The organism is Sulfitobacter sediminis (assembly GCF_040811725.1).
GTDB lineage: Bacteria > Pseudomonadota > Alphaproteobacteria > Rhodobacterales > Rhodobacteraceae > Sulfitobacter > Sulfitobacter sediminis.
Map to the genome: position 1 here is coordinate 32,255 of NZ_JBFNXX010000019.1, position 21,534 is coordinate 53,788.

Genomic DNA, 21,534 nt, shown 5'->3' on the forward strand with positions numbered 1-21,534 from the left:
AGCGGCCTCCGCTTGTCGCTGAAAGCGAGGAGATGGATCAGAAATCAAAAAAGGGTGGCGCGCGCGGACAGCGGCCCGCACGCGCCAGCGGAGATCACTGACCGCCGTAGGTCTCGGACACCCCGGTCCGCAGGTTCCAAAGGAAGTCGTTTTCCTTTTTGAGCGAACCGTCGGACTGGCTGGTCGAGAAGTACTCGTGCTCGATCCCGATGTAGGCGATGGCCCAGGTCTCTTCCGGGATACCGTCAGCGGAGGCCGAAATAGAGTACTTGTCGATGATCGCGTTCTTGAACTTCCACTTGGAGAAGGCGAGCAGACCTTCGGAGGCGCTGTCACCGGACCGGCACCAATGCATTTCGATCTCTGGGCGGACGGTGCCGTTGGCCACCGACAACGCCAGCTTGTTCGACGCCTTCCCGATCTGGGAGGTCACCTCGATCTTTTGCATGTTGGTGTTGGCATGGGACCGCTGATTGGACCCGAGGTCGACCATATCGACCGCACGCTCGACCTCCCATGTCGCTGACTCGATGACGATCCAGTCAGTGTGATTAACTTCGGTTGCATCGCCGGGGGCACCATCGACGAGGATAAACATATTCGCAGCCATTGTACTTTTCCTTTCAAAAGTAAGTTACGTTTGTGGGTTGGGCTGACCCCAAGGGAATTCGAGGGATCAGGCGCCTTTTTCAGAAGGGAGCTTGGAAACAAGCCGTAATGAAACCGAGAGGCCTTCCAGCTGGTAATGCGGTCGCAGGAAGAACTTCGACGTGTAATAACCGGGATTGCCTTCCACCTCTTCGACAACGACTTCCGCCGCTGCCAGAGGCTTCCGCGCCTTCTCTTTCTCCGACGAAATGTCGGCATTGAAATCAACGTAATTGTTGATCCACTCCTGCAGCCATCTCTGCATATCCTGACGGCTCTTGAAGGAGCCGATCTTGTCGCGAACCATGCACTTGAGGTAATGCGCAAAGCGACAGGTCGCGAACAGATAGGGCAGACGGGCTGCAAGATTTGCGTTGGCCGTCGCATCCGGGTCGTCATACTCTGCCGGTTTGTGCAGAGACTGCGCGCCCATGAAGGTTGCAACGTCCGTGTTCTTCCGGTGGATCAGCGGCATCATGCCATTCTTGGCAAGCTCCGCCTCGCGCCGGTCGTCGATGGCGATCTCGGTGGGGCATTTCTGGTCCACGCCGCCATCGGTTGTCGGGAAGGTGTGCGAGGGCAGGTTTTCCAGCGTACCGCCGGATTCCACACCACGGATGCGCGAACACCAGCCGTATTCCTTGAAGGACCGGTTGATGTTGACCGCCATGCCGTAGGCGGCATTGACCCAGCCATACTTGCTGGAATCGGAACCATCGGTGTCCTCTTCGAAGGCGAATTCCTCGACCGGCTCGGTCTTGGACCCATAGGGCAGACGCCCGAGGAAGCGCGGCATGGCAAGGCCCACGTATTTGGAATCCTCCGATTCACGCAGGGACCGCCAGGCGGCGTATTCCGGTGTCTGGAAGATCTTGGTCAGATCGCGGGGGTTCATAAGTTCCGACCAGCTGTCCATCTGGAACAGCGTCGGCTTGGCGCCTGTGATCAGCGGGGCATGGCCCGCCGCGGCGATCTTGGCCATCTCGCCCAGCAGTTCGATGTCCTGCGGGCTGTGGTCGAAATGGTAGTCGGCGACCAGCGTGCCATAGGGCTCGCCACCCAACTGCGAGAATTCCTCGGTGTAGAGCTTCTTGAAGATCGGCGACTGGTCCCAGGCGGTGCCTTTGAACTTGCGCAGGGTCTTGTGCATGTCCTTCTTGGAGATGTTCATGACCCGGATCTTCAGCATCTCGTCGGACTCGGTGTTGTTGACGAGGTAATGCAGGCCGCGCCAGGCGCTTTCCATCTGCTGGAATTCCTCGTGATGGAGGATCAGGTTGACCTGATCGGTCAGCTTCTTGTCGATCGCGGCGACGATGCTCTCGATCGACTTCAGCGCGTCGTCGGAAATCAGCGCGGTATTGGAAAGCGCCTGCTCCGCCAGCGTCTTGACCGCCGATTCAACGGCCGTCTTGGCCTGATCGGACTTGGGGCGGAATTCTTTTTGCAGCAGGTTTTCGAACTCGGATGAGCCAAAAGCCGTTGCGCCGCCCTTTTCTTCTACCTGGGCTTCTTGTTCGGCCATGAGTTATTCCTCCTCTGTCGCGGCGGGCTTCGGCTGGGCCGCCAGGGTCTTGAGCAGGGCGGGGTCCTGAATGATCTTGCGGATCAGGTCCTCGGCGCCGGTTTTGCCGTCCATGTATGTCATCAGGTTGGAAAGCTGTGTGCGCGCATCCAGCAGCTCGGCCAGAGGCTCGACCTTGCGGGCGATGGCGGCGGGGCTGAAGTCGTCCATGCTTTCGAAGGTGATATCGACGGCCATGTTGCCTTCCCCGGTGAGCGTGTTCGGCACCGTGAAGGCGGCGCGCGGGGCGATGGATTTCATCCGGTCATCGAAATTGTCGACGTCGATCTCAAGAAACTTGCGGTCGGCGACGGCAGGCTGTTCTTTTTCCGACTTGCCGGCGAGGTCGCTCATCACGCCCATGACGAAAGGTAGCTGTACCTTCTTCTCTGCACCGTACAGCTCGACATCATATTCGATCTGGACGCGGGGGGCCCTGTTGCGGGCTATGAATTTCTGAGAACTACCGGCCATGAAGGGCTCCTTGATCCTGGAAAAGGGAATGCGGGACCGCGCCCGCGGTGAAATGTTCGGTCAAATGCATGGGGCCTTTGCGCATCAATCGTTGATCCCCCCGATCTGCCGGACCTGGTCGACACCCTGTGGCGCCATGTCCTTCATGATGGTCAGGAAATCCGCGCTTACCAGCCGCTTGGCCCGCGTCAGCAGAATGGGCACCGGGCTGGAGGGTTCGGCGCGCTGGTAATAAGCGATGATCCGGTCAAGCGCGTTCGACACATCGGAGGCGGAGTTGATCGCGCCACCACCGGCCGCAGCAACCGCTGCGGGGGCCGCGCCGCCGTCACCCCCGGCACCAGCGCCTTCGGCTGTGGCCTCTTCGGCGGGCGCATCGCTGCCCACCGCGTCGGAAAGGCGCCGCACGATCTGGCCCAGAACCTTTTGCACCGCCGCAAGCTCGGGGCCCTGCCCCGGTGTCTGTTCGACAAAGATGGCGTCGATGGCCTTCAGATCCGCCTGAGCACTGGTGGCCGCATTCAACCGTGCGGCCAGTTCCTCCGAATCGGTATCCTGGAAGGCCGCGCCGATGCTGTTGCTGTCGGGGATATCCGTCATATCGGCCGGCGGAGTGGCCGCGCCCTCGGCAATCTCGATCACCCTCAGGCTCATACGACCGAACATCCGGCTCTCGGTGAGCGCTGTGCGCCGTAGCGCGCGGATCACCGTATCGGTTCCGTTCAGCCCCTGCACCGCGTTGATCCGCATGGTGGGATCGTTGTCGTCGTCCTCGTCCAGCTCTGGATGGCACGTCGCCCAATGCTGCTCAAGGCAGCCGCGAACAAATGCGGTCGCCTCGGCAAACCCGACAAGACCGCGGGTATAGAGAACGGCCTCGGCATAAAAAACCGCAGCACGGATATCGTGACTGCGGTCCAGGATGGCTTCGGCTTTCTTGGCGACATCTGCGAAATCGGGGTCTTCGGCCTCGATGATCTTGTCGCCCTCTTGCCGCTCCTCTCCCGGCTGGGCGGCAAGCTCCATCTCGACGAACGCCGGATCGTACTCAAGATTCTCACCACTCGGCGCGTCGTCCCCGTGGGGTTCGAGCAGCTTAGCAACGTCCATCTGGGTCTCCCATTGGCCGTGGAATTCGTGATTGCCAGCAGCGGTTGAGCCTTAATCCATGCACCACGAAAATCGCAAACGGTTCAAAACAATAAAAAAATCTACTTCTACCTTGCCACGGACGACCCATTGCGAAAAATGCAAGCTTGACCAATAGTCAGCCTTATCGTCATTTTTATGTCAATGACTTTCCAACAAAAAAGCGAAGGTATGTAGTTTGGCCTACGCTCCGATCAAGCCCGAGGACCTGAAAAAGCTCATCAAGATGGCCAAGAACCGTCCGATGAACTTTGCCTTCAACCCTGGCTCGAAGGGCGACGATCTGCTGATCGTGGACAAGATCCAGGCCCCCGAGAAGATCGCCCGCATTGCCAAGAAAGAGGGGCCGGAGAACAAGGTCGCCAGCGGCACGTTCGAGATCGAGGGCCGGGAATTGACCGTAAAGGCGGCGCAGACCCTTCCGGAATTCGGCAAGAAGTTCAGGAAACACCTCAAACTCATCGGTTTCACCTTCGGGGTTACGGTCTACGATGCGGACGGAAGCCTTATCGAAAGCCATCAGCCGGAAGACGTGGAGGACGCGGCACAGGCGGACATTCGGACGACTGAGGCGCCGCCCGGGAATCAGCCTGCCGAAACAGCCAGGGAGCCCGACCAACGCACCGCCGTGGCGGAGCGGCTGCGCGGCCTTCAGGGCCCCATCTCGGCCCTTGGGGCTGAGGGCGCGACGCTCAAGAAAGCCGTCGCGCTGGTGATCGGACTGCTCAAGCAAGGGGACGTCGACAAGGCGACAAGGGCGCTTGCCCGCGTCGAGGAGGGACTGGCGAAAGCGCAGGCCGCTGGGGCGGAACGCGCGCCGGACAATACGTCAGCGGCACCGCCAGGAGCGCCCGATCAAAAGGCACTGGTCGCACGGGCAGGTGCCGTGAAGAAGACCTTGGAGCAGCTTCAGGGTGCATCGGCGGAAGGGGTGAAAAAGGACCTCGTCCAGGCGCTCGCATTGCTGAAGTCGCAGGACTACGCGGGGGCGGAGGTGCGCCTCGCTGCCGCGGAAGAAGCATTGAACGCGCAAGCCGCTCCGATCGCGGAAGATGACTTGAACGATCAGCAAGCCGAAAGTGCCGCAGCCGCGCTGCCCGAGGACGAAGACGATCAGGAAAACGCCGCTGCCCAGACAGTCGCTGAATGGGAGGCGGTTGTCGGCCCGCTGCAGGCCGAGGTGGACGCGGCGATGGTGGCGGGGCACGGCGATCTCGACGCGATCAACCGTGCCTTCGGCTTCGCCATATCACAGGCGGAGGCCGGCAATCACGCCAGTGCCCTCAAGGCTGCCGAAAGCGCCCGGGCGCTTTTGACAGAGGCGGCGGGGACCGCGCAGAACGCCCGCGTCAGCGAGGCCGAGGCCGCTTTGCCCGACAACGCCGTGGCCTACCGCAAGTCCCGGCAGGACTGGATCAACACCCGCAACGGTCTTTATGCGGACCTCGTGAAACTGCAGATGGTGATCACCGCAAAGGCGCGCGAGATCGGCGGGCTTGAAGATATCGCGCAGAACGCCTCGGTGCTGGTCGAATATCTCGATGACCTCGACAACTCTCTGGAGGATACCCTCAACCGCCTGCTTGAGACGCCGGACGGGCTGGAGCGGGAGGCGCTGAAGAAAGAGGCGATCACGATCATCACCAACTACCGCGGGACGCTGGATGACGAATTCTTCCGCGCGGTCGATCAAAACGGCTTTACGGACACACGGATTAGGGGGCGCGCATTGGACGCGCTTTCGGGGGTCGAGACCGCCTTGGCGGCCTGACACGAACGAGGGGGAATTGATGAATTTTCAAAGAATTATTTCCGCGCTGGCCGGCGCTTGCCTTGCCATGCTCCCGCTGGGGGTGGCGGCACAGGGCGCGGGTGGCCTCACGGTCGAGCTGAACAAGACCGAGGCCAGCGACAGTGGCGGCTGCAGCGCGTTCTTTCTTTTCCGCAATGAGACCGACAACAGTTTCGAGGGCTTCGAGATGTCGCTGGCGATCCTCGATTCGGGCGGCGTGATCGACCGGCTGTTGTCCATCGACGCGGCCCCCCTGCCCGTCAGCCGCACGACACTGAAGCTGTTCGAGATCCCCGAGATCGCCTGCGAGAACATCTCGGAAATCCTTTTGCATGACCTGACCTCCTGTCGTCCGCAGAACGGCGAGGAGATGGATTGCTTTCCCATCCTGACGCTGCGCAGCAAGGCGTCGGCGGCGCTGGTCAAATAGGCATGTCCTTCGATCTGAACACTCTGGGCGCGGGCGGCATCATCATCGCGGTGCTGCTGGTGCTCTCGGCGATCTCGGTGGCGCTGATCGTGGTCAAGACAATCCAGCTCTGGCCCGCGCGCGCGGGCGTCGCGCGGCGCGAGGATGCGCTGGGATACTGGGCGCAGGGGCAGAAAGACCAGGCCCAGGCGACGGTCGCGGCAGGCAAAAGCCCCGCGGACAGGGTCATGGTCTATGCCATGCAGGCGCTTGGCAAGGGGTTCAAGGGCCCCGCGCTGATGGCCGAGCTTGTCAGGCGCGGGAACGAGGAGTTTGCACGCATGAACAGCATGATCCGCCTGCTGGAGCTGATCGCCATGATCAGCCCGCTGCTGGGGCTGCTGGGCACGGTGATGGGGATGATCCAGTCGTTCCAGGCGCTTGAGATGGCGCAGGGGGCGGCCAATGCCTCGGTGCTGGCGGGCGGGATCTGGCAGGCGCTTCTGACCACCGCCGTGGGCCTGATGGTGGCAATCCCCGCCGCCGTGGCAGCGACCCTTCTGTCGGCGCGCGCGGAAAGCGGCGCGCAGATGATCGAGAACGCCATCGGGCGGCTGATGCTGGTGGAGGAAAACCCCAAGGCCGTCTGACCCGCAGGAAAGCCATGTCACTATGACCGAGACCCCCGCCGTGACCCTCAGACGCCCGCGCCCCGCGCGGGCGCTGATCTCGTTGGTGGCGATGATTGACGTGCTTCTGATCCTGCTGGTCTTTTTCATGGTGACCTCGACCTACCTCGATCTCGACATGATCCCGGCAGTCTCGCAGGACGGCGAAAGCGGGGCTCAGGCGGCGGCACCAGAAGAGACAGCGGCACCGCTTCTGATCCGGATCGGCGCGGATGGGGCACCCGTGATCCGGGGTCAGGCGTTTTCGCTGACCGATTTCGACGCACTGGTCCGGGAACGGGTGGCGGCGTCTCCCACGCTGCCCATGATGATCCTGCCCACGGGCGTGGCGCGCACGCAGGCGCTTGTCAGCGTGATGGACATCGCGACGGCGGCAGGCGTGCGCAATGTCCGGGTGATTCGGCTGGAGCCCCGGCCATGAAGCTGTCCCGTCCCCCGGCCCGGCAGGCCCCCGAAACGATCATCGCGCTTATCGACGTGGTGTTCTTCCTGCTGGTCTTTTTCATGCTGATCGGGCGGATGGATGCGACCGCACCCTTTGATGTGACACCGCCCCTGGCGCAGACGGGCACCGATATGCCGGCGGGCGGGATTACCCTGTCGGTGGGCGAGAGCGGCGCGATGGCCGTGGACGGAATGTCCTCGGATGCACCGCTTGACGCCATCCTGCCGCTGATTGCCGAAGCGCCAGAAGCGCTGGTCCGCATCAACGCCCATCACGCGGCGGAACTGCGGCATATCCTGCCCCTGATCGCTCGGCTCGAGGCGGCGGGCGCGCAGGACGTCGCGCTGGTCGTGACACCCGCTGCGCCATGAGGTCGGGCTTTGGCATATGGGTGCTGGGTCTGGTGGCTTCGGTCCTTTTGCACCTTGGCGCGGGCGCGGGGCTGATGGCGGCGCTCCAGCCGCAGCCGGTCGCCGATCAACCGGTACCGGAAAGCCGTCTCAACGTCGAAGCGCAGCAGGTCGAGCGCAGCGAAGCCAGCGAGCGGGCGACCGAGAGCGAGAGGACGGAAACCGAAGAGACCAAGGGGGCCTCTCTGGGTGGGAGTGCGATCGCGCAGTCGGTCGCGGCCCCGCTGGCCACACCCTTCGAGACCGCGCCAGCGAGAACAACCCCTGCAGAAGCGGCCCCGGTTCAGGACACCCCCGCCCTGCCCGTGGAACGCAGCGATCCCGCCGACCGGGCGGAGCGCGCGCCAGCAACTTTGGCCGAACCCGCTGAGGCGCTCTCAGTGACACCTGCCGCGTTCGCGGCACTCCCTGCGACACCAACCGTCGATCAATCCGAAGCCGAAGTACCGGCACCTTTGATGATGGCGGCGGCGGCGCTGCGCCCCGCAGCGGTCCTGCCTGATGCGCCGACACCGGCCAGTGCACCGCCTGTCGCCCCGACAGCCGCCGCGGCAGCCCCGCGCGCACCGCCAAGCATCGCAACCCCCGAAAGCGCGCCGCATGTCACGGCGTCGAAGGCGGTCCTCGCCTTTCCCGCAGAGGGCAGCGTCGATCCAAAATCCCTCGCCGCCTTCCAGAGCTTCACCCAACCCGGCAGCGCCGAGGGGGCCGATGTGCGCGACAGTCTTGCCGCCGCCCTTTCGGTGCCCTGTTCGCGGATGCAGGTGATCTTCGATCCGGATACCACGACACTCACGCTGACCGGTCATGTTCCTGACCCGGGTCAGCGCGCGCCGGTCCTGCAGGCGCTGCAAGCGCAGATGGGGGCGGATATCGCCGTGGCGGACAACCTGTTGATCCTGCCCGCGCCGCAATGCGCGGCGCTGTCGGGGATTGCCGACGTGGGGCTGCCGCAGTCGACCGACCAGATCACCAATCCGCTGATCGTTGGCAGCGATACGCACGCCCGCGCGTTCCGGTACGTGAAGGACGAGGCGCTGGTCATCGACATGACCGGGCCGGACTACCCGGCTTACGTCTATGTCGATTACTTCGACGCGGGCGGCAACGTGATCCATCTGATGCCGAACGACCGCGCACCGTTGCAGCAGGTACCGGCCAAGGGCCCCATCCGCATCGGCGCGCGCAGCGCGGAGGAGCCCGGGCTTTTCGTGCGTATCGGCCCACCCTACGGACAGGAGATAGCCGCCGCCTTCGCCGCCTCGGCGCCGCTATATGACGGTCTGCGTCCCCTGGTGGAACCTGCCGACGCTTACCTCGCCTGGCTGCAGACACGGGTGGTCCAGGCGCGTGCTGCGGACCCGGAGTTCAAGGGAGAATGGGTCTATTTCTTTGTGACGACGGCCTCTCAATAGCGCGCGGCGCTCAAGCTGCATCCTCTGCCCCATCGAGGTACAGGCGCTGCATATCCACGAACATGCCACCGGTCACCGCAGCGCGGACATCGGCCCAGGCGTCGGCATTGCTCTCGATGTCCTGCAGCAGCGCCCTGTCCACCTCGAACTCCTGCAGCACCTCTTCGGTATCGTTGTCGAGCCAGATGAAGGTCAGCGCATCCTCTCCCACATCGACCAGCCGCAATTCGACACCGGGTTGAAACGGTGCATCGGGAAGGCGGCGCATGAGATCAAGCTTGAGCAATTCAACACTCGTGTCGTTAAGCCCCGCCTGCGCCAACAGCAGCTTTTCGCGCGTGGCGGGCCAGCCGAAGGCAAGCCGGGGCCTGAGCGCCCCGCCCACCTCCTGCGCCGACGCGGTCGCCCCGGCCCCATAGCTCTGGTCAAAGAGCGCGCGTACCTCTTTCTCGACAGCCAGGTATTCTCCGATGCGCCGAGCAGGGTAAGCGGCGAGCCACAGCCCCAACTCCATATCGAGGTAGTTGAAAAGCGGCTCCAGCCGCATCGCGGCCCCGCAGGAGGGACAGGCGACGACCTGGAAGCTGTCGTCGAGGATGGTAGCGCGCAGATCGGGCCTGCGGTCGGCGTTAACGCTGCCCGCCGCCTCGAAATCGGTCACGGTCTCGCAGTCGCCGCATTGGATGGTGGTCGTCGTGAACAGGGACATCAGCCCCTCCCGTCTGGTTTCAGAGGCTTTCGAATTCGGTCTTGTGCGGATGGCTGTCGTTCAACCGGTCGGAGTGCAGCGCGGCATAGATCTCGGAGAACCACTCGCCCGGCGCGCGGAACTGATAGCCCGACACACCGTACTGCCGCGCCTCGGTCAGGTAGCGCGCCCATTTCTTGTCGTAGCTTTCCACGTAGGTGTGCCGCCCGATGGCACAGGCTGCCGCGACGCTGGCCGAGGACCACGGCTTGTTGCCGTGGCGCGCGCGGTCCACGAACATGCGGCATTCCTCCATCCGGCGGCGCCATTCGTGGAAATCACAACCCACCGGATCTGGGATCGGCAGTTTCCTCCCCTCGGCGCTCAGCATGTATTCGGCGATGTAATCCGCATCGAAGTCGAACTTGCCCGCAATCGCTGTTGCCGCCTCGGTCACGTCCGCGCCATAGACTTTCCAGCCCGCCAGCCGCTCTCCGTGCTTGTTCATGTAGCCGAGCTTGTCATCGACGGCATGCCCCACCTCGTGCAGGGTGTTCCAGCTGAAGGCGGTCCGCTCCTCTCCGGCCTTGGGGATGGCGCTGTCGTGGAGCTTGCCGATCTCGTGCTCGATGGCGATGGCGTAGATCCGCGAGTTGCGGTCATCGCCTTCGCGCATGGCGATACGTTTCTCGCCCGACGAATAGCTGGATGAGGATGCCTTGTCGTCGAGATAGATGAAGGTCAGGAGGCTGTCGTTGTCGAGCGTGTCGCTGGGCGGTAGTTTAGACATCGCCTCATAGAATTTCCGTATGTTCAGGGCGGGTTTTTCCATGTCCTGCTCGGAGGCGGCGACGCCGTTGCGGTCTGTTCCACCGGCCTTGTTTACCTTCAGCTTGCAGCCGAAACGCGCCTCGAAGGCGGTTGCCATGACCTTGCGCTGTGTATCGGCCTCGAGCCCCGCGACGATCCCGTCGATCTTGTCGAGACCATCGGGGGCGGCAAGGATTGCCTTGAGTTCCTCGGGTGTCGGCGCTGCATTTTTCGCAAGCTTGATGCGCAGCGCCGCCATGTCGAGCCACACGTTTGCGGCCTTCACCTCAGTCCCGGCGGATTTGTGGTTGCGGTCGGCGGCCCGCGTCGCAGCGGTGTCGAGTCCGCGGCGTGCCTCTGTCAGATCCTCGCGGATCAGGTGGCGGTGTTCGCCCTTCTCCAGTTCGGCCAGTCGTTCTTCGGCCGGTTCGCGCGTGGTCACGTAGTCGAGATGCGCGTCCAGCACGTGACGCAATTCGCGCAGCGCGGTGATTGTGTCCTCGATATCTGTCTGGGTCTGGGCCCGGTTCGATTTCGCCGCGCGCGCGGCGTTCATCGAAACCTCGAGCGCGGTCATGCGCGCATCAATCTCGTCACGCGCGACATCGGCATGCCCTGCCTTCTTGCGCAGCGGATGGTCCTTTCGCAGCGCCTGGGCAAGATCGCGCGCGACCTTTGCCGAGGCGTTCAACTGGTCGTATTGCGCCAGCAAGAGCACGATCTGCAGACAGGCATCGACACCCTTTTCCAGGTCCCGCCGCGCGTCGGCAAAACTCTCCGCCGCCTGATCCCGCGCGGTGCTCAGAAGCCCAAGGGCCTCCATGATCTCCGGGTGCACATACATCGCCGAGGGTTCCCGGCTCTGTTCATCGAGCCTGGCCTCCGCGCTATCAATCGCGGCGAGGAGCGCGTCCAGATCGTCCTCGGCAATCACCTTGATCTCGTTGATCGCCTCGCCAAGGTCTTCCGTCCGCTCAGCGGCGGTCAATGCCGCCGCGCAGTCGTCCTGAAGTTCGACAAAGAGGTCGGTAGCGGCGGCGAAGTCGAAGGCCGCGAGCCTGCGCCCGGCATTGGCGTCCTTCCCCTCCAGGCGGGTCAGCAAGGGCTCCACCGCGGGCGACCTTCTTTCCTGCACCCGCGCCAGCGCCTTTTCCGCGCGCGTCTTCTGCAACAGGCAGCGGTCGTAGACATCCATCGCAGCCGCCGCTTCCTGACAGGAGGACAGAAAACCCTGTAAGGATTTCTCGGCCCCGCCATAGTTCTGAAGGCTTTCTTTCTCCAGCGCCGCATCGAAGGCCCGGCGCAACTCGGCAATCGCCTCCTGAGCCGGTCCCGCATCGGGTGTTGCGCGCAGCTCGAGCTTGTCCAGTTCCTTTTCGCAGGCCACCTTGACCAGCAGGTATTGGTCAAAGGCCCCGGCCTTCTTGCGCGCCTTGCTCATCAGGCTCTTGACCTGTTTCGCCGTGTGCAGCGATGCGGCAAAGCTGCCCTTGGCGTGCAACTCGTCCATGGTTGCGGTCAGCCGCGTGATCTCAAGCGCCTCTTCGGTCGTGCTGGCGTGGGTCATCTCGATGCCCTGTTTGCCGCGCACGTTGTCCGCGATGTATCTCTCGGCAGTCTGATAGTCTTGGAACGTACTGCGGTAGGCAGCCTCAAGCTCGGTCACTTTCTCCGCGAGTGTCGCGGCCTCCGCCAACTTCCTGTTGTCGAAGGCCGCGTTCATCTTGTCCACCTCGCCCTGCAACCGCTCGGCATAGGCGATAAGCTTGGGCGCATGGGCCGGGCGGGCAAAAGCGGTGAGCGACTCCTGCACCTTTCGGCGGGCCGTCCTGACCGCGCTCTTGTAAAGTGCCATGGCGTCAATGCCCAGCCGCGCGGCTGCCTGCCCCTCGCCCAGCCGCTTGATCGCTCCGGCCAGATCATTACCCGGCCCTTCGGCCAGCGCCTCGGCGTCATCCCGGGCCTTTTCGGCGGTCTCGATCTCGGCGTCGATCACACCGTCCGCCTTCGCCGCTTCAGCCTGGGCGATCACGGTGTCGAGGGCGGCACGCTGCGCCCCGTAGCTCCTGGTCGCCGTGACCTTGAGCGCGATGGTCTTGCACGCCTCGATGGCGTCGTTCAGCGTCGATTGCGCACGATTGAGATCGTCTTTCATCAACGCCTCGACCGAACGCGCGGTTCGCTCGGCGGCGGCAAGGTCCTCGGCAAACCATCCCTCCGTATCGAGGCCGCTGGCATGATCGTGCGCCCTGGCAAAGACCGCGTAGACTTCGCCAAAATCGGAAGACGCCGAAAGCGCGACGCTGTCGCTTTGCAGCCCGTCGATCAGTTCGGCGGTCTCCAGATCGTCGACGGCACGTTTGATCTCGAGCACCGCGTTCTCAAGCAGGTTGGTCGCCGCAAGCCAATTGCCCCGTACCGTGGCCGCAACGGCATTGGCCAGCATCTCCTCGGCAGTCGACTTGGCCTCGAGGGCCGCGGCAGTGGTCTTGCCAGACAGCTTGGCCAGTTCGGCGTCGAAGGTCGTCTTTTCGGCAAGGTAGGCCTTGGCCTGATCGGCGAGGGCCAGCATCTCGGCGTGCTGGGGTTTGAGGCGCTGGCACATGGCGTTGGCAAGTTTGAAATCTCCCTTTGCCTCGGCACTCGCGCGCTTGGCCTCGTCGCCCTGCAGCGCCTGATAATAGCTTTCGATCGCGATCCGGCCTTCCGGCCCCTTGCGGACTTTTGTTTCCTCCAACCGCGCCGCGAAAACCGCGCGCTCGGCCAGGTACCCCTTGAGGTAGTCGGCCTGATTGAGAACCTTGCGCTGGTAACCCAGCAGCTTGCGGAACTGCCCCGCCGCACTGCGCAGCTCTCCCCTTGCCGCATCCGCCTGCGCAGCTTCCCCGGCCCGAAGGCAATAGGCGATGTCATCCTCCAACAACGTCTGGATTTCAGACGCGTAATTCGCCGCAAACCGCGCCTGCCGTCTTTTCCAGGTCTTTTCGTCGCGCTTGTATTCCTTGGCGAAACGATTGAGCGCCAGCAGGTCCGCCACGGCACCGGGGATCTGGTTCAGCAGCGCCAGTGCGGCGGTCATCTGCCGCGCCTGATGCGCCTGTTTCGCATCCGCGAGCAGCTTGGTCGCCGCCGCGTGATCCTCGCGCAGATTGTCGAATGGCAGGCTTGCGGGCGCGGGCAACGTTGCCAGAAGCTGTTCGCGTTCGGTAACGAGGGCGGCGTAATTCGCGTGGTCATCCGCAAAGTCAAGCGCGTCTTTCAGATCGTGCCGCACCACGGCCAGATCGGTGCTGGCCTGCGCGTATTCGTGCCCCTCTGCCTTGGCCCGTGCCGCGCGGTAGGCAGCGGTCACCTTGTCGAACTCCGGCTTGACGAAGAGCGGTTCGGCCCGTTGCGGATGGGCCTTCATCACCGCGTAGCGCACCGCGAAAGCCTCAAGGTCGCGCCGCCAGACCTCCGCCTGCGCGAAGGTTTTTTCGGCTTGCTTGCGCAGTTTCGCCATGTCGCCCCCGGCGTCCTCCGCCATGCCCGGAAGATCCCCCGGCACGGCATCGACGGCAGCGTCCAGCTTGGCCTTCAGGGCGGTCGCCCCCATGCTGAACGCGAGCGGCACATGGCCCTCACCGAAGATGGCCGTCAGTTTGTCCCTGAGCGCGGCAAGCTGGTTGAAGGTATCAAGAAGGCTTTGCCGTGCCTGCCGGACCTCCGCGCCCAAGCTGTCCTGCGCTGCGGCTTTCGCATCGCCGACCTCGGCAAGGCGGGTCTCGAAAGGGTTCTCGGCCGCGCGCACCGCGTCGCGCATCATCACCTCGAGCCGTCCCATCGCGCGCAGGGCGCTGTCGAGGTCGGCAGGGTTGTTCGCGGCCATGCCGCTTCGATACTTCTCTTCGATCCAGGCCCAGGTCAGCGCGATGTCGCTCTGCGCGTCGGCACCGCCGCCGCGCAGCACCAGTGGATGATCCTTCTCCATCCGCCCGATGGCGGTTTCGAGCTGTCCGAAAGCGCGCTCTGCATCCGCCTTGCGGGTATGAAGAACGATTGCCGCCTGGACATCCGCAAGCTGCTGGTGGCCCCCGGCGAAATCGAGGTTTTCCGGGTCCTGCTCGATAACCTTTTCGGCCGCGGCAAGCTGCGCCAGCAACATCGACCGCATGGCCGGATCGTCGATGCCCATGATCTCTTCCCGAACGAGGTCAAGCTCGGTGTTGAAGAGCCGGAAGTCCTCGGCAGCCGCCTTGCGGCGCTCTTTCATCTCTTTGCGCTTGAAGAGCTTCGGCACCTTCAGGAACCGTTCGATGAAATCGGCTTGTTGCGGGGTCAACCCTTCAATCGGCATACCATCCCTCCAAAAAAGCGGGGCGGCTGCCGAGAAATCATCTTGTGCTAAAAACGTGGTGGCAGCCTTGGTTGAAGTCAAAACCAGCGTCGCAGCCAATGCAAGTTTTTTCCAGACAACCGCAAAATAGTGACATCCCCGACTTTATGCCAAAATCGGTGAAGGGCCAATATCGTCAAACTTGACGATATTGGCCAACCAGTTAGGAATGCGCATCCTTTGCTACATAGATGGCGTTGAAGGCCATTGTTACCCGCTGCTCATTCGCCTCATTCGGAAATACCCAATGCATGAGGTAAGAAGGGAATATCAGCATATCACCAGCGTTCGGTTGGATCGATATCTTATCCGTGAAGCACTCTGCTCTTAGCTGTCGGTATTCTCCAGGGACTGTCAGAGGCGACAAAAACTCTATGCTTCCTGACTGACTGCCTACGAGCTTCGGAGTGGTCACGTAGTAACATCCCGACCATACGAAGCCTTCATGGCGATGCGGAACATTATATGCGTGCTTTGCATTTATGTTAAACCATGCATTTGTGGCAAGGCGATGTTCTGAAAATCTGAAGTCTGGAGATATCGCTTTTGTTGCAAGGTTGACAGCTTCCTTGATGGAGTTGGAAAGCTCTGTAGATCCTGGGCCTGGATATTTCATCAGGTTGGCTTCAGAATGCCATCCTCGCCGGTTTGAGCGCCGTACTCCTGCTGACGCTTCTCGAAGTGCATTCGCCTCCTCGATGAGCTTTTCATTGAGGGCCGAAGCATTGGGCACCTCAAATCGAAAAATTGGGCTTGCAAAAGCCATCCTCATGCTTGCGGTCAGCTGGTTCATTGGGCAGTCCTCTTAGAACTTATCGGCTAAGGTACATTTTCCTAGAATCGCATCCAAGCCTTGCATCAAACAGCAGAAAAAGCTTTTCAGGACCTATGTATTCCTTGATTTCATAGTTCTACGCGACCAGTATTGAGGCTACCGTGGTGAGTAGTTTGTCGAAAACCTATCGTAGGCAAGATTATTGCGGGAGTTCTTTTGTGCCGGAAACCAACAGTTTCCAGCGTCGCCTTGGCGCTTTTTTCGTTTCTGCCAAGCACAAGGCATATGCTGGGACCGTCTTCGCAAGCCTCATTGCTGCACTCGCGCTGCAGCCGCTTCTTGCAATGGCCCAGACAGCGAGCGAAATCACTCCGTCCAACTTCGCACCAGACGCACAGCGCCTGACAGGTGCCGTCGTCTTTTCAGGCGAGCGCGGGCTCAAGGCACCGCCTGGCTCCGAAAAACTGCTGATCAACCTCTCGGGTGTTACGCTCAATGGCGAGCTTTCGGAAATGGCTGCCGCCAACGCGGCTGTTCGCGCGCGGTTGTCGAGCAAGACAATCACCGTGGCCGAGATTTTCAACGCCGTTGCTGACCTTGAGAACGCCTATGCGCAGGCCGGCTTCGTGCTGGCCCGCGTCGTGCTGCCCGCTCAGGAATTGCGCGATGGTGGGCGGCTCCGAATCGAGGTGATCAACGGCTTTGTTGAAACTGTCGATGCCTCCGCAGCACCGGAACCGGTCAGGGGCCGGATCGAGCAAATCACCGCGCCGCTCGTCGGTCGGCGTGGGCTGCGGTTGCCAGAGCTTGAACGCCAGCTTTTGTTGGCGGGAGATACCTATGGCGTGGCCCTCGGGTCCGCACTTGCTGCTGGCGCGACGCCGGGTGGCACCTCGCTGATCCTTCAGCCAGAGTTCCGTCCCGTGACGGGATTTTTCGCATTCGACAACGCCAATTCGGACGAACTAGGACCTGTTACCCTGAGTGCCGGGATCGAGGTGAATTCCCCTTTCAACATAGGCGAGACCTTTTATGGGCGCTTTTCCGGCGCGCCGAGCGGCGACAATGTCAACGGTGTTGGATCTGTCTTCAGCAGCGATCCGCGTGTGCGCACGCTTTCGGTCGGCACAGTCTTTCCGCTGGGGCTAGATGGTCTGACGCTGAACATGGAGCTGACGGACAGTCGCACAGCGCCTGACACGCTGGTTGCGCCCAGCACCAGCCGGTTCAAGCGCGGATCGGCACGTCTTTTCTATCCATTTATCCGCTCTCGCAACCGCAACATCTCGGGCCAACTGACGCTAGATAAACAGTTGGATGAGCAGTTCCTCGTCACTCCCAACGGCGGGCGCTCTCCAATCTACAAGGACAAAACTACAGTGATCCGCGCCGCGGTCGATGGCTTCTGGCTAACCGAAAGCGGCTCCGCCATCGAGGCGGGCGCGGTGCTGTCGCGCGGGATCGACGCGCTTGGCGCGCGCGGGGCTGACGAGGTGGGCAGCGGTGTACCCCTGTCGCGGCAGAGCGCAGACGCGGAGTTTACCAAACTAATTGTCTCGGGCCGTCTGCGGCATAAGATCACCGAAAACTTCAACTTTTCTCTTTCTGGCCGAGCGCAATCTTCCTTCGGCGATCCTCTGCTGATTGGTGAACAGTTCGGCATCGCTGGCGGTCAGGAGCTTTCAGCCTTCGACGCAGGCGACATCAAGGGTGACAGCGGGTTCGTCACACGCGCTGAAGTCTCAATGCCGCGTCAGGCGAATTTCGGCGAGACGCCCGTTTTGATCAGCCCATACATTTTTGCTGCCTATGGGGATGTTTCCCTCAAGCAACCGACCGCGCAGGAAACCGCAGACCTTTCCGCGACCTCCTACGGGATCGGTGTCGAATTCAATACTTTGACAAAATCCAATTTCCGCTCCGCAACCGTGCGGATGGAATACGCTAGGGGGACCCGTGATGACGACCAGCCGGACAAAAACCGCTTCAGCATCTCAGGCTCCTTCCGTTTCTGAAGGAAAGGGTCACCGCCGTTTTACCCGCCTCGCGCTTGCGCTGACGACGGCGCTGACCCCGGTCTGGGTATTGGCTGACACGTTGCCAACCGGCGGGACAGTGGTCCATGGCTCGGCACAAATCAGCACGCCTTCGGCGGCGACGATGATGATCAACCAAGGCAGTGACCGCGCCGTCGTAAATTGGGACGGTTTTTCTATCGGCCAAGGCGCGCGTGTCGATATCAACCAGCCCGGTGCCGACGCAGCGATCCTAAACCGCGTTACGGGCGATACCACCAGTCAAATTCACGGGCAGCTCAACGCAAACGGGCGCGTTTTCGTCGTCAATCCCAATGGCATCTTCATCGGTCCCACGGGCAGAGTGAACGCGGGCAGCTTCGTCGCCTCGACCTTGAATATGCGGGATGATGACTTTGTCACGGGTAAGACCGTGTTCGAAGGCAATGGTGCTTCAGCCGCCGTTGAGAACGTGGGCAACGTGCAGGTCGTTACAGGTGGCTACGCCGCGCTCATAGGCGGCAAGGTCAAGAACTCGGGCGCCATCCAGGCACCTTTGGGCTTCGTCGGCCTCGGAGCCGGGGAACGGGTGACACTGGACCTCTCTGGCGACGGGTTTCTGCAAGTCACGGTACCAAGTGATACGGATGATGATGGCCTGGAGGCGCTGATCGAGAACTCTGGCACCATCCAGGCCAACGGCGGAATAGTACAGATATCGGCGGCGACCGCCCGCAACGCAGCGCGCCATGCCATTAACATGAGCGGCGTGGTGGAAGCCACTACGGTGAGCGGACGTAATGGGCGGATCACATTGGGTGGCGGCTCTGGCGGCAAGGTTACAGTCAGCGGCCACGTCCGCACCAGCACTCGACCCACGATCGAGGTTACGGAGTCCATCCGCCCTGCCCTGCGCCCAGAACGCGGCGGCGATATTACAATCACCGGCCGCGACATTACACTTGCGGGTGCTGCGCTTGATGCGAGCGGCGAGAACGGTGGCGGCGATATCCGAGTGGGTGGGGAATTCCAGGGCGGACCGGGTCTACCCGCGGCTGAAACACTCAGCGTAGATGGCGCGACAACAATCAACGCCGATGGTATCTCGGCGGGTGACGGCGGGCGGATCATCCTGTGGTCAGAATTAGAGACGACATTTGCGGGAAATATTTCTGCGCGCGGCGGAGCAAGTGAAGGAAATGGCGGCTTCGTCGAAGTCTCGGGCAAGCAATATTTGAGCTACCGAGGTCTCACTGATGTGCGCGCTCCAAATGGTTCTGTGGGAGAACTTCTGCTCGATCCATCTGACGTCGAAATTGTGGGCGCTGCGCCAGGAGTGAACCAAATTCTGAATACTGACTTGGTTACCCAGCTGGAACTTGGCGACGTCATTGTTGCTACCGATGGCTCTGGTGACCTACCTGATCCATTCACTGATTTTGGTCTGTCCGAACCCGGGACGATAACGGTTGATGCACCAGTGGCGTGGGCTTCAGGCACTCTACTCACGTTGGACGCGGACGGGGATGTCGTGGTCAATCAGCCAATCACTGCGTTAAATGGTGATCTCGAGATCAATGCAGGAAGCAATATCCTGCTTAACCAAGCGATCAGCTTGCCCAACGGAGAATTCCACTTGGCAACTGACGATGATTCGGGAGAAATCTCCACTGGGCCAGCCGGAACGGTGGATGTGGACCTGTTCCGCCTTAGCCTAGGCAACTGGATGCAAATCCTTAATCCCCTTCCATCATTCTCGGCCAACAACTTTGTAGTTGATACTGATACATATCCATTTAGCCCCCCTACTTTTCTACGCGCTCTCAGTGGAGACGGCAGTACAGCCACCCCTTACCTCCTGAGCGATATCTATGGCTTGCAGGGCGTAGGGACCCACCCTTTTGAGAGCTATGCACTCAACAACAATATCGACGCCAGTTCGACTAAGACCTGGCAAAGCCTGGTGCCAGTCCCTGAGCAGTACGAGGAAGGCTTTGTTCCGCTAGATTTTTACGGTGCCCTGGACGGGAATCGGCATACGATCTCTAATCTGTTCATTAATCGCTACAGTGCAAGCAGCAGCTTCGTAGTAGCTGGGATGTTCAATAACTTGAGCTCCAGCGCCAGCATTGTTGAGCTCAATATTGCAGATGCAGATGTATCCGGCTTGGAAGCCGGAATCCTCGCAGCCTCTAATAACGGAATCGTTCGTGGCGTATCTACCTCCGGTACTGTTCGAGTTTACAATAATTGGTTTTTTACGGGGGTTGGAGGAGGCATTGTTGCAGTAAATGACGACAACGAAGGCGGTTTTGGTCGTATCACCGGAAGTCAAGCTGACGTAACTGTCACCGATATTGAAGACCCGTTTGGAGAACCCGACGAACCATCTGATTATGTTTTCTTAGGTGGCATCGTCGGCTTAAACTATGGAAGCGTCCAAGAAGTTCGATCCGGCGGCTTGATAAGCTATGACCACGCAATTCACGGAGATGCCGGAGGTATTGTTGGCCTCAACTATGGCGATACGAGAAATGCTTACTCTACAGCGTCGGTAGCCGCCGACACAAATAGTGCGGCTGAATTTATTTCGGACTCAGAGGGTGTTTTTGACTTCGCGGGTAATGCTGGAGGCATTGTCGGCCACAACTTGGGTCTAATCGAAAATGTTATCGCGAACGGCCCGGTGAACCTAATTGGCACGCCTGGCAGCGGAGGTGCGGGCGCTGTGACAGGTTCTGAGGTCTACGTGGAAGATTTCGGAAACATGATGTCATCGTTCTTCAATCCAGAAACCACTGGCCAGACTGATAGCGGCCAGCTCGGAGAAGTTGACTTAGGGGGAGGCCCGTTTCAAGGCGCCCGAAGCCGCACAACGGCCCAATTGAACGATGCAGTTGGCTTTTTTGCGGAGGCGAGTTCAGCTGGGTGGGACTTCTTCTCAACGTGGGCGATACCGCAAGATGCCATTGACCATGCAAGGCTCTATACTGTCGACCCCGTGATATCTGCCGACGACGCTGTTTCACCCAATTCACCTTTTGATTATTCGGTTTCCAACGCCAATTTCGAGTACAGCAGCAGCACGACCGGCTACTCCGCCGTCAATGGCCAATATTTTGGTGGTCCGGATGTTTATCTCTTCGGCCCACGTGGCGATACCGGCGATCTCAGCACGATGGACGATCAAATCATACTGTCTGATCCCAACGTGGGTGGCATCACCTATCGTTTCCCGACAGACTATACCAGCGATCGCGGCCAATCATATGATGTGAGGTCAGTGCCTATCCCCGGCAACGTTACACCTGCCCCCCTGACCATCACGCTTGATAATATCGATAAAGTCTACGGAACTGACCTGACAAGTACTCCCTTTGGCTTCACTGCAGAGACACTGTTTGGAACAGATACGGTCGACTCTGTTTCGGTCCTGAGCCCAGGTAGCTTCCCGAACGCCCCCGTTTCAGAGGGCGCCTATCCAGTTTGGGCCGAAAATATCATTGGCTCCAATCTGGGCAATTACGTCATCAACATCGTGCCGGGCAGCCTGCGGGTCCTCCCGCGTACGCTCAATGTTGAGATCGACGATGCCGAGAAAACATACGGCGATGAAATCGTCTTTAACGGCACAGAGTTCACGGCGCTCGGCCTCATCAATGGCGACACGCTCGCAACGCTTTCGATCAGCAGCGCGGGCCAACCCGCCTCGGCACCGGTCGACGATAGTCCCTACCTCATCATCGCCGAGGGTCCGGTCGGGACAGGCCTGGGCAATTATGTCATCAACATCGTGCCCGGCAGCCTGCGGGTCCTCCCGCGTACGCTCAATGTTGAGATCGACGATGCCGAGAAAACATACGGCGATGAAATCGT

The 21,534-nt window shown here is 61.0% G+C and carries 15 protein-coding genes; 8 read left to right on the top strand and 7 right to left on the bottom strand.

Features of this window, described 5'->3' with window-relative positions; translation table 11 throughout:
* Positions 1-94 precede the first annotated feature (94 nt).
* The 4 genes from AB2B41_RS18990 to tssA form a co-directional block, all read right to left on the bottom strand.
* Positions 95-610, bottom strand: a complete 516-nt coding sequence (locus AB2B41_RS18990; RefSeq protein WP_367879398.1) for an Hcp family type VI secretion system effector — start codon at positions 608-610, stop codon at positions 95-97.
* A 66-nt stretch (positions 611-676) separates the two neighbouring features.
* Positions 677-2,173 (bottom strand): type VI secretion system contractile sheath large subunit, encoded by a 1,497-nt coding sequence (gene tssC, locus AB2B41_RS18995; RefSeq protein ID WP_367879399.1) that lies wholly within the window; start codon positions 2,171-2,173, stop codon positions 677-679.
* 3 nt (positions 2,174-2,176) lie between these two features.
* Entirely contained in the window at positions 2,177-2,686 is a 510-nt protein-coding gene (gene tssB, locus AB2B41_RS19000) for a type VI secretion system contractile sheath small subunit (protein ID WP_367879400.1), read from the bottom strand.
* Positions 2,687-2,770: 84 nt separating this feature from the next.
* A complete protein-coding gene (gene tssA / locus AB2B41_RS19005; RefSeq protein ID WP_367879401.1) occupies positions 2,771-3,796 on the bottom strand; it encodes a type VI secretion system protein TssA in 1,026 nt (341 codons plus the stop codon).
* A 217-nt stretch (positions 3,797-4,013) separates the two neighbouring features.
* Between tssA and AB2B41_RS19010 the strand changes: the two genes are divergently transcribed.
* From AB2B41_RS19010 to AB2B41_RS19035, 6 genes are read left to right on the top strand one after another with little or no spacing between them, the layout of a single operon-like run.
* Positions 4,014-5,606, top strand: coding sequence for a hypothetical protein (locus AB2B41_RS19010; RefSeq protein WP_367879402.1), 1,593 nt, complete (start codon positions 4,014-4,016; stop codon positions 5,604-5,606).
* A 19-nt stretch (positions 5,607-5,625) separates the two neighbouring features.
* Positions 5,626-6,057, top strand: a complete 432-nt coding sequence (locus AB2B41_RS19015; RefSeq protein ID WP_367879403.1) for a hypothetical protein — start codon at positions 5,626-5,628, stop codon at positions 6,055-6,057.
* Positions 6,058-6,059: 2 nt separating this feature from the next.
* On the top strand, positions 6,060-6,686 hold the full coding sequence (locus tag AB2B41_RS19020; protein ID WP_367879404.1) for a MotA/TolQ/ExbB proton channel family protein: 627 nt from the start codon (positions 6,060-6,062) through the stop codon (positions 6,684-6,686).
* Between the two features lie 22 nt (positions 6,687-6,708).
* Positions 6,709-7,146: an ExbD/TolR family protein gene (locus AB2B41_RS19025; protein WP_367879405.1), complete on the top strand. Its 438-nt coding sequence runs from the start codon at positions 6,709-6,711 to the stop codon at positions 7,144-7,146.
* Complete coding sequence (locus AB2B41_RS19030; protein ID WP_367879406.1) at positions 7,143-7,541, top strand: ExbD/TolR family protein; 399 nt, start codon at positions 7,143-7,145, stop codon at positions 7,539-7,541. The genes AB2B41_RS19025 and AB2B41_RS19030 overlap by 4 nt, the downstream gene beginning before the upstream one ends.
* Entirely contained in the window at positions 7,538-8,995 is a 1,458-nt protein-coding gene (locus AB2B41_RS19035; RefSeq protein WP_367879407.1) for a DUF4384 domain-containing protein, read from the top strand. Before AB2B41_RS19030 ends, AB2B41_RS19035 begins: the two co-directional genes overlap by 4 nt.
* 10 nt (positions 8,996-9,005) lie before the next feature.
* Here AB2B41_RS19035 and AB2B41_RS19040 read toward each other — a convergent pair whose 3' ends face one another.
* The 3 genes from AB2B41_RS19040 to AB2B41_RS19050 all read right to left on the bottom strand — a co-directional run bounded on the left by AB2B41_RS19040 (position 9,006) and on the right by AB2B41_RS19050 (position 15,661).
* Entirely contained in the window at positions 9,006-9,704 is a 699-nt protein-coding gene (locus AB2B41_RS19040; protein ID WP_367879408.1) for a CpXC domain-containing protein, read from the bottom strand.
* A gap of 19 nt (positions 9,705-9,723) precedes the next feature.
* The gene (locus AB2B41_RS19045; protein WP_367879409.1) at positions 9,724-14,814 is read right to left on the bottom strand and encodes a coiled-coil domain-containing protein; all 5,091 of its coding nucleotides are present in this window, start codon (positions 14,812-14,814) and stop codon (positions 9,724-9,726) included.
* 217 nt (positions 14,815-15,031) lie between these two features.
* Complete coding sequence (locus AB2B41_RS19050; RefSeq protein ID WP_367879410.1) at positions 15,032-15,661, bottom strand: TIGR02466 family protein; 630 nt, start codon at positions 15,659-15,661, stop codon at positions 15,032-15,034.
* Positions 15,662-15,987: 326 nt separating this feature from the next.
* Here AB2B41_RS19050 and AB2B41_RS19055 point away from each other — a divergent pair, with 326 nt between their 5' ends.
* Positions 15,988-17,658 carry a ShlB/FhaC/HecB family hemolysin secretion/activation protein gene (locus tag AB2B41_RS19055; RefSeq protein WP_367879411.1) on the top strand — a complete coding sequence of 557 codons (1,671 nt, stop codon included), beginning with the start codon at positions 15,988-15,990 and terminating at the stop codon, positions 17,656-17,658.
* 70 nt (positions 17,659-17,728) lie between these two features.
* Positions 17,729-21,534: two-partner secretion domain-containing protein (locus tag AB2B41_RS19060; RefSeq protein ID WP_367879412.1), on the top strand; the 3,806-nt coding region annotated here is incomplete at its 3' end.